Annotated in this window: 7 protein-coding genes; 5 read left to right on the forward strand and 2 right to left on the reverse strand. The window is 70.2% G+C overall.

The genetic code is table 11. The annotated features are described in order from the left end of the window. Nucleotides 1-560 (forward strand): thiamine pyrophosphate-dependent enzyme (locus ACLL81_RS07325; RefSeq protein WP_411287691.1); only part of this gene is annotated, 560 nt, incomplete at its 5' end. Nucleotides 561-624: 64 nt separating this feature from the next. Here the strand turns inward: ACLL81_RS07325 and ACLL81_RS07330 are convergent. Both ACLL81_RS07330 and ACLL81_RS07335 read right to left on the reverse strand, forming a co-directional pair. Further along, nucleotides 625-1,920: a hypothetical protein gene (locus tag ACLL81_RS07330; RefSeq protein ID WP_411287692.1), complete on the reverse strand. Its 1,296-nt coding sequence runs from the start codon at nucleotides 1,918-1,920 to the stop codon at nucleotides 625-627. A gap of 202 nt (nucleotides 1,921-2,122) precedes the next feature. After that, nucleotides 2,123-2,491 (reverse strand): hypothetical protein, encoded by a 369-nt coding sequence (locus ACLL81_RS07335; protein WP_411287693.1) that lies wholly within the window; start codon nucleotides 2,489-2,491, stop codon nucleotides 2,123-2,125. Between the two features lie 108 nt (nucleotides 2,492-2,599). Here ACLL81_RS07335 and ACLL81_RS07340 point away from each other — a divergent pair, with 108 nt between their 5' ends. The 4 genes from ACLL81_RS07340 (at nucleotide 2,600) to ACLL81_RS07355 (ending at nucleotide 8,888) form a co-directional block, all read left to right on the forward strand. After that, complete coding sequence (locus ACLL81_RS07340) at nucleotides 2,600-3,142, forward strand: hypothetical protein (protein ID WP_411287694.1); 543 nt, start codon at nucleotides 2,600-2,602, stop codon at nucleotides 3,140-3,142. Nucleotides 3,143-3,447: 305 nt separating this feature from the next. Then, nucleotides 3,448-4,827: a TolC family protein gene (locus ACLL81_RS07345; protein WP_411287695.1), complete on the forward strand. Its 1,380-nt coding sequence runs from the start codon at nucleotides 3,448-3,450 to the stop codon at nucleotides 4,825-4,827. Continuing rightward, nucleotides 4,824-5,804, forward strand: coding sequence for a hypothetical protein (locus ACLL81_RS07350; protein WP_411287696.1), 981 nt, complete (start codon nucleotides 4,824-4,826; stop codon nucleotides 5,802-5,804). The genes ACLL81_RS07345 and ACLL81_RS07350 overlap by 4 nt, the downstream gene beginning before the upstream one ends. Nucleotides 5,805-5,807: 3 nt before the next feature. Next, entirely contained in the window at nucleotides 5,808-8,888 is a 3,081-nt protein-coding gene (locus ACLL81_RS07355; RefSeq protein WP_411287697.1) for an efflux RND transporter permease subunit, read from the forward strand. Nucleotides 8,889-9,229 lie beyond the last annotated feature (341 nt).

Below are 9,229 nucleotides of genomic sequence, written 5' to 3' on the forward strand. Positions count from 1 at the left end.
CCGAAGCCGCCGCCACCGGCCAACTCACGCCGCAGGCGGCTGGGATCGCCATCGCCCGGCACATGCGCGAGGGAACCATCGTCTGCGACGACAGCGTCACCTCCGGCGGCGGCGTCGCCGTGCCGGCGATGACCGCGCGGCCGCACGAGGTGCTGGCGCTGACCGGCGGGGCGATCGGCATCGGCCTGCCGCTGGCCGTGGGTGCTGCGGTGGCTGCGCCCGAGCGCAAGGTGCTGTCGTTGAACGGCGACGGAGCGGCCATGTACACCGTCCAGGCCCTATGGAGCCTGGCCCGGGAGAACCTGGACGTGACCGTGGTGGTGTTCGCCAACCACGCCTACCGCATCCTCAACATCGAGCTGATGCGCACCGGCGCGGGCAAGGCGGGGCCGTCGGCGGCCAAGCTGCTGGAACTGGGCGACCCGGCCATCGACTGGGTGTCGCTGGCCAAGGGCCTGGGCCTGCCCGCCGTGCGCTGCACCACCGCCGAGGAATTCGACAGGGCCTTCGCCGGCGCCATGGGCCAGCGCGGCCCGATGTTCATCGAAGCCGCAATCTAGCGCCCACGAAAAAGGCCCGCGGGGCGAACCCGCGGGCCTTGGTCGTTCAGCAGTCTTGGACCGATCAGGTGTTGCCGGGCAGCTTGCAGTTGCCGGCGAAGGCGCAGCCGATGGCGCCGACGGCGCTGACGGTGGGCTGGGTGTTGTACTCGATCATATAGCCCTTGAAGCCGTCTGAGCAGGCCACTTCCACCAGGATCGTGCCCTTGACGGTCTTGGCCGCTAGGCGCGAGCCTGAGACGGTGCAGGTCTTCTGGTCGAACTTGCGCAGGTCAGCGGTGAGCTCGGCGTTGCCGGAACCGGCCTTGTTGAGCCCGCACTTGTAGCCGGCCGCCAGGGCATGGCCGCAGTTCAGGACATTGCCCTTGCCGCCGGCCTTGAACACGCCGACGCCGCCGGTTCCGTCCTTGCAGACCAGCTCGACCACGTCGTCGGACCCTTGGGCCGGGAAGATGGCGTACTTGTCCACCGCGCAGGTGGAGCCGGCAGCCTTGGCCAGGCGCGTGTAGAGCTCGGCCTGCGCCGTCTCCGCCTCACGGGCGTTGGTCAGCTCGCAGCCGCCCAGGATGCCCTGCGCCTTGGCGCAGTCCCAGGTCTGGGCCAGCGCACCCCGACCGTCGATCTTGTAGATGTAGCCCTTGCCGTCCTGGCAGGAGGACTCGAAGAAGTTGGCGCCGTCCTTGGCCGCGCCGACGAAGCGGCGGTCCTTCACCACGCAGCCGTTCTTGGCCTGGGTGGCGTAGCTATCGACCACCGCCATGCGCGAGGCCTTGTCGGTGAGCGCGCATTTGATGTTGCCGGCGCCGTCGTCGAAGTTCAGGCAGTTCTGCGCCTGGATCTCCTTGGAGGCGTCGAAGGGCGCGCTGGCCACGATCACGTAGCCCGTGCCGCCCTGGCAGGCGACTTCGACATAGGTGTTGATCTTGGACTGGCCGATGCCGCGGACGTTCTCGGGCACGCACTGCACGCCGGCCTTGGCCAGCATGGGGGTGAGGGCCGACTTCGGGTCGGCGTTCCCGGGCAGAGTGCAGGGCAGAGCCGAGGGCTTGCCCGGTTCCGGCGCGGTGTTGGCCTCGATGCAGGTAAAGGCGGTCGCCGTGCCGCCCAGGGGCGCCTGCAGGACATAGCCCATGCCGCCGGTGGCGCAGGCCACTTCGTAGTAGGACGTGGAGGTCTTGGCCTTCTTGTCCTCGGTCTTGCCGACCAAGCGGGCGTCGGACACCTGGCAGGGCAGGCCCACCGTGGCGACCAGCGCCGGCGCCTCGGCCATGCCGATCTTGCGGGCGGCTTCGGTGACGGCGGCGGCGGTCGGCTTCTTGGCCTGCGACATGGCGGCTGCCGGAACCAGCAACGCAGCCATAAACGCCGCCACGAGCCCAAATGCTGTAGGCCTCATCTCGTCGGTATCTCCTGGATGTTTCCCTGAGCGCACATAAGCGCTGCGATCGTCCCAGGGTCAAGATGGGGCGCAATGCCGGCCAAACTATGACCCGTTCCAATGGGTTAGGGGCGTTCGAGTGGTTGCGAGTTACCCCAGCTTCGCGCGCGGAGGCGCCGCCGCCTCAGCTGCGACCTCGGCAGGCGCGGCGGATCTGGGCGGCCAGGTCATGCAGCCCCTCGTCCACGGCGATCTTGCGCGCCTCGTCGCACTGGCCCTGGCCCAGGGCCGCGTCGATCCGGTCGCGGGCGCTTTCCCACTCGCGCTTTTCGCCCATCTTGCCGGCGGGTGAGCGCCGGTCGCCAACGAAGCTGGTCTCTCCGCCGCGCTTCGGGGCGAGCTTGTCCGCCTGGTCCTTAGCCCGCAGGGAGGCGCAGGGGCCGGACGCAGTTCGCGGTCGCCCGGCGCAGGCGCCGTCCGCCGGGGCGGGTTCGGCGGCGGAGACCGGCAGGCAGATCAGGGCGAGGCCGAAAGCCAGGGCGAAGGCGCGCATCATCAACTCCGGAACTGGCGGCTGCGGGCCCGCCGAAGCGCAAGCCTAGCCGGGTGATGGCCACGGCGCCATGCTCGCGCCAAACTCCGTCGCCAGTCAGCCATCCAGATGATCCGCACCGCCGCATCCCTGATTCTCGTCGCCGGCCTCAGCATGGGCCTGGCGCAGGCGCCCAAGCCGGCCGCCAAGGCCGCGCCGCCGGTCAGGCCTGCAGCCTCCGCGGGTCCCTTCGACGCCCAGGACCCGATGAGCCTGATCGCGTTGCTGGCCAGCCTGGACGCCCAGGCGACCATCTCCGGTAAGGCCGAGGATGCGGTGAACCTCAAGGTCACCACACCGGCCTACGCCTTCGGCGCCCAGTACGCCGGCTGCGACGCCCAGGGGCGCAAGTGCAAGGCCGTCGCCTTCTCGACGCTGTCCACAAGCCGCACGGCGACGCTGGCGCAGCTCAACGGCTTCAACCAGAGCTCGATCACCTGCCGGGTGTGGCAGGACCGGCAGGGCAAGCCGCACGTGATGTATTCCGCCCTGGTGCAGCCGCAGGACAGCCGCGAGGCGATGCGCGGCCACCTGGGCGCCTGGCAGGGCTGCCTGGCAACCTTCGGCGACTTCCTGGCCGACCCCAACGCTTATCTGGCGAGCGCGCCCTAGCGCTGTTCGCTCCGATAGACTCGGAGCGGCGCTCCAGAATTTGCCTTGTCGCGCCTTCTGACGCCGAACCGGCGGCCACTTCGGCGGAAGGGTGGCTAGCGGACGTTCGCCTCCAGCCCACTCAACGGCGGCACCTGACTCTTTACGGACGGAGACAGTGTTTGCGTATTGGAAGCGCTTGGCTCCGTCGCCGATCTGCGCCCGGCATTGTGAATCGACAATGTGCGACCCACCGTACACTTGCCATAAGCGACCATGAGCGATTCCGTTCATCGAGAGGCGACACATTGCGACGTATCTTGTCCTTGATCGGCCTTGTCTTCGGTCTCGCGGGATGCGCCACCTATGTGCTGGCCCCTATGGATGGGGCGGCCCTCGTGGCGGCCCGCTCGATCGAAACCCTTGAGCCTGCTCACGTCCGGGCCAGCCTCGCCGAGATCGCGCCCGGCGTGGAATGGGGCGGCAATGCCTGGGACCGGCTCGTGCTGTTCGCGGCGGCGCGCCGCTACAGCCCCGATGTCGCCGCAGCGCGGTTGGCCGTCGAGACGGCCGTCGCCGCAGCGCGCGCGGCGCGCGTCGCTCCAGCCGCAACTCTGACCCTGACCTCGGAATACGCCGTCGCTGCGACGGAAAGCTCACCCTGGCTATTCGGTGCGGCGCTCGACATTCCGGTCGACCGGGGCGCCCGGCGCCAAGCGAGGCTGACCAGCGCGGACCTGGCGATCGCGCTGGCGCGCTACGACTATGCAGATGCGCTATGGCGGGCGCGCATGGGCGTGCGCAGGGCGGTCGCCGAGCGGCTGATCGCGGAGCGGCGCATGGTCGCCTTCCAGGACCTCGCGGATCTTCGGGTGCGCCAGCAGGCGGCGATGGAGCGCAGGCTCGCGGCGGGCGAAGTGTCACGTGCGGAACTCGAACGGGTTCGGGCCGACGGAGCCGACGCGGTACGGCTGTTGCTGGACGCGGGCGCGCAGGCCAGGGCGGCGTCCGGCGCTCTTGCGGCCGCAGTGGGCCTCGCGCCGGTCGCGTTCGGGTCCATAGCGCCGTCCTGGGTGGGCTTCGATACGCCCGTCTCGGACCCTGGCGCGGACGTGACGCGAGAACAGCGGCTTGCGGCCGTGTTGTCACGCAGCGACGTGCTGAGAGCGGTCGCGGCCTATGATCAGGCCGAGGCCGATCTGAAACTGGAGACGGCGCGGCAGTATCCGGTGTTGAGCGTCGGTCCTGGCTACACGTGGGAGCGCGGCCTCGTGAAACTCCCGCTCTCCGTTGGGCTGGTGCTGCCGCCGCTGGACCTGAATCGCGCCGCCATCGCCACCGCCCAGGCTCACCGGGCCGAGGCCGGGCGTCGGCTGGAGGCGGCGGTCGCGGGGGTCGAGGCCGAGATCGACGCTGCCCTGATCGAGACGGCGGCTGCCCGGATCGCGCTCGATCGCATTCGTCGCACCGACCTGCCGGCCGCCGCGAGGCTGGCAGACCAGGCCGAGCGGGAACTCGGCCGCGGCGCCATCGATCGGGCGGAATGGGCGGCGGCAGTCGTGGGCGCCCGCCAAGTCCGAACTACCGAGCTGGATGCCCTGGCGCGGGTCCATGCTGCCGATGCGGCGCTCGAGGGCGCGCTGCGCCGCCCCTTGGAAGGCCCCGAGACTGTCGTCGCCCCATCAAATTCGAGGACCGCCCCATGACCCGCATCGCCGCCATCGGCTGGGCCACGTTGGGCGCCGTCGTCTCGGCATCGGTCGTACTGGCCATCGTGCTGCCGAGGGCGGATACCGCGCCGGTCGGAACCAAGAGGGAAGCTGAGGCCACCGCCGCCGCCGACGGCAAAATCCGCATGGACGCCGCAGACCAAGCCCGCGCGGGGCTGAGGATCGTGGCGCTGCGATCGGGGTCGGCCCCCGAGCTCCGCCAGGGCTTCGCGCGCGCCATCGACGTCGGCGCGCTCGCGGGCATCGACGCCGAGATCGAAACGGCCCGTGCGGCGTCCGGTGCATCCGGCGCCGAGCTGGCGCGATTGACGGCGCTCGCGGCCCAGGATCAGAGCGCCTCGCAGCGCGCGGTGGAGGCGGCCCGCAGCGTGGCCGCCGCAGACCGCGCGCGGCTGGACCTGGCATCGCGGCGCGTGGGCCTGGAATTCGGGCCGGGATTGACGCGTCTGGACACCCGGTCGCGACGGGCGCTGGTCTCCGAGATCGGCCGCGGCCGGGCCGCCCTGATCCGCATCGACATGCCGGGCGCCGTTCAGAACGGGGGCCGGATCCGAGTGGTTGAGGGCGACCTGAGCAGCGAAATCCGCGTGCTGGGTCCGGCCGCTGGGGCCGATCCTCGGCTGCAGAGCGCCGGTCTCCTTGCTGTCCTGCGTGGTCCTATGGCCCGGTCGGCGGCAACCGGTCGCGTACTACAGGCGACGCAGGAGACGGCGTCGGGGGTCGGCGGGGTGATCCTCCCCCGTGAAGCCCTGGTCCGCTGGCGCGGCGGGGTTTGGGCCTATCGCCAGATCGCGCCGACCACTTTTGTGAGGACCGAAGTCGATGGACGGCCCGTGGCCGACGGCTGGTTCACGGCGAACGGGTTCTCGAACGGTGACCGGGTGGTTACAGCGGGGTCCGGGACCCTGCTGGCGATCGAACGCGGCGTCGCGCCCGCCGACGAGGAAGACTGAGCCATGCTGTCGCTGATCGTCAGGCTCTGCCTGCGGCATCCGCTCATGGTGAGCCTGGCCGGCGTTCTGCTCCTGGCGTTCGGAGCCGTGACCGTGGGATCGGCCCGCTACGATGTGTTTCCCGAGTTCGTGCCCGCCCAGGCCACGGTCCAGACCGAGGCGGTGGGGCTGACCCCGGAACAGGTCGAGGCGCTGGTGACGCGGCCGCTGGAGACGGCGATCAACGGCTCGAACGGCGTCGCCTCGGTACGCTCGGAATCGATCCAGGGCCTGTCAGTGATCACGGTGATCTTCGTGGAGGGCAGCGAGCCGTTCCGGGCCCGCCAGGTCCTGGCCGAGTCGCTGAACGAGGCCTCGGGTCGCCTGCCCGGCGGCGTCTCCGCGCCCAAGCTCAGCCCGCTGACGTCGTCCACCATGGACCTGCTCAAGATAGGGTTCACCAGCGACCGGCTCACGCCGATGGCGCTGCGCGACATCGTCCAGTGGACGGTTCGGCCCCGCCTCCTGGCGACGCCCGGCGTGGCCCGGGCCAGCGTGTTTGGCGGCGACCTCCGGCGGCTCGAGGTCCAGGTCGATCCCAAGGCGCTGATCGCACGCGGCCTTTCCGTGTCCGACATCGCGACGGGTGTCGCAGCGGCGACGGAGATCCGGGGCGGGGGCTTTTCCGAGACCCCGAACCAACGCGTCCTGATCGAGCCTACATCCGGCGCGGTGACGGCCGCCAGCCTCAGTCGGTCGGTTCTGACGGTGGCGGGAGGCCTGCCTGTGCGGCTGGGTGACGTGGCCACAGTGACGGCGGCGGCCCAGCCCCGGTTCGGCGACGCCCTGGTCATGGGCCGCTCCGGCGTGCTGGTCTCGCTATCCAGCCAGTACGGCGCCAACACCCTGGATGCGACCCATGCGGTCGAGGCCACCATCGCAGACCTCAAGCCGGGGCTGGAGGCGCAAGGCATCCACGTCTATGCGCGGCTGCACCGCCCGGCGAACTTCATCGAATCGGCGCTGGGCGGCATCCGTACCGACCTTCTGATTGGGGCGGCGCTGATCGGACTGATCCTGCTGGCCTTCCTGCGCGACCTCCGCGTCGCCTTCATCGCCTTCGTCTCCATCCCCCTGTCGCTGCTGGCGGCCCTGATCGTTCTGGACCGGCTGGGCCAGACCATCAACACCATGACCCTGGGCGGGCTCGCCGTCGCCCTTGGCGTGGTCATCGACGACGCCATCGTCGGGGTGGAGAACATAGTGCGCCGCCTGCGCGATGCGCCGGTCGATGCCGATCGCCGTGCGGTGATCGAAGCCGCCTCGGTCGAGGTGCGCGCCCCGGTCGTCTATGCGACCTATGTGCTGGCGCTGACCATCGCGCCGATCCTGTTCCTGACGGGACTGCAGGGATCGTTCTTCGGACCGCTCGCCTTCGCCTTCCTCCTCGCCACCCTGGCTTCGCTGGTGGTGGCCGTCACGGTCACGCCGGCCCTGTCGCTGATCCTGCTGAGGCGCGTTCGGCTGCATGACGAGCCGGGCTACATCACCGCCCTGAAGTCTGCGCACGCACGCCTGCTCGAACCGATCTGCCGACGCCCCCGGGCGGTCGTGGGGGCCACGGCGTTGGCTGGCGTCCTGGCCCTGATGGCGTTTCTTGCCTTTGGCTCGGAGCTTCTGCCCGCCTTTCGCGAGGGGCACTATGTGCTGAAGATCAACGGGCCGCCCGGCGCTTCGGTCGGCTGGATGCGTCAGGTCGGTACGGGGATTTCCCGCGAGATACTGGCCCTGCCGGGCGTGGCCACGGTCGAGCAACAGATCGGTCGGGCCGAACAGGGCGAGGACACCTTCCCGCCCAACCTCAGCGAGATGCATGTCGAACTGCGCGAGGGCGCCAGCGACGCGGCCGTGCTGACGCAGATGCGGATCATCCTGGATCACACGCCGGGGATCACCAGCGAGATCCTGACGTCGCTCGGCGACCGGATCGGCGAATCCCTGTCGGGCGAGACCGCCCCGGTGGCGATCGCGGTCTATGGTCCCGACCTGGACGTGCTGGACCAGGTCGCCGGCCGAATCGCCGCCTCTCTCCAAGCCGTGCCCGGCGCGGCCGAGGTGCGGATCAAGTCCCAGCCGGGCGCGCCCACCCTGCGTATCGCGCTGGATGCCGACCGCATGGCCCTGCGCGGCGTGTCTCCGACCGACGCCTATGATGCGATCGAGATCGCCTTCCAGGGCCGGACGGTGGCCGAGGTCACCGACGCCGACCGGATCACCGAGGTCGCCATCACCTTGCCGCCGGACCTGCAGACCGATCCCGAGAGCCTGGGCGCGGTCCTGGTGCGATCAAGCGACGGCGCGACGACGCCGCTTTCGGACATCTCCAGCATCCGCCTGGCCGATGCCCGAACAGCGATCAATCGCGAAGGCGGCCAACGCCGACAGGTCGTCACCGCCAATCCGACCCGGCCCGATGTTTCCGGCTTCGTAAGCGACGCCAAGGCGCGGATCGGCCGGGACGTCGTCCTGCCGCCGGGGGTCTCGCTGGCCTGGTCCGGCGTCGCCGAGGGCCAGGCGGCGGCAGCTCGCCAGATCCTGATCAATGTCGCCGCCGCATCGATCGGCATCGTGGCCCTGCTGGTGCTGGCCTTCGGGGGCGGGCGTCCGGCGGGACTGATCATCGCAGGGACACCCTTCGCCCTGGCGGGCGGTGTGGCGGCGGTGGCCCTGACCGGTGGAATCCTGTCGCTCGGCGCCCTGGTCGGGTTCGTCACCCTGTTCGGGATCGCGGCGCGCAACGCCATCCTGCTGATCTCCCACGTCGATCATCTGGTCGAGCTGGAGGGCGAGCTTTGGGGCCTCGAGACCGTCCTGCGCGCGACACGGGAGCGGGTGACGCCCATCCTGATGACCGCGCTGGTCACCGGCCTGGGTCTGGCCCCCCTGGCGCTCGAGGCCGGCCAGGCGGGCCGCGAGGTGCAGGGGCCGATGGCGGCGGTCATCCTTGGCGGGCTGATCACCTCCACCTTGATGAGTCTGCTGTTGTTGCCGGCGCTGGTTCTGGCCTACCGCTATCCCCGGCCGGCCCGGACCAGTATCGCGTGATGCCCGTGTTGCTGATCGAGGATGACGCCGAGACTCAGGCATGGTCCCTGGGCGGCAGCCAGCCGAGCTTCGCCTCGTTTTAGTCGCACCGCCAAGCCTCGATCGCGGTCCAGAAGTGGGGTAGCGATCGGAAGAGCGTCTCTTCGTCCGCGGCGGGCATAGATCTGACGCCCACCGAGCGCGCGCAAGTGCAGGCGCTGCTCGAGAAGCGGACCTCCTGCCGTCCGCCGCGGGTCGGAAGCCGAAATAGAGGTCGCGCCAGCAAGCGGGCGTTCAACGGACTCCGATGTCGGCATCAATCTCCTAGGCGGGCGCCTTGGCCCGCTGGCGCAGGGCGGTGA

The sequence above is a fragment of the Phenylobacterium sp. genome (assembly GCF_046590535.1).
Taxonomy (GTDB): Bacteria; Pseudomonadota; Alphaproteobacteria; order Caulobacterales; family Caulobacteraceae; genus Phenylobacterium.

Coding starts and splice junctions, on each gene's coding strand:
- ACLL81_RS07330 (WP_411287692.1), bottom strand. CDS start 1,920: ATGGCTGCGTTGCTGGTTCCGGCAGCCGCCATGTCGCAGGCCAAGAAG.
- ACLL81_RS07335 (WP_411287693.1), bottom strand. CDS start 2,491: ATGCGCGCCTTCGCCCTGGCTTTCGGCCTCGCCCTGATCTGCCTGCCG.
- ACLL81_RS07340 (WP_411287694.1), top strand. CDS start 2,600: ATGATCCGCACCGCCGCATCCCTGATTCTCGTCGCCGGCCTCAGCATG.
- ACLL81_RS07350 (WP_411287696.1), top strand. CDS start 4,824: ATGACCCGCATCGCCGCCATCGGCTGGGCCACGTTGGGCGCCGTCGTC.
- ACLL81_RS07355 (WP_411287697.1), top strand. CDS start 5,808: ATGCTGTCGCTGATCGTCAGGCTCTGCCTGCGGCATCCGCTCATGGTG.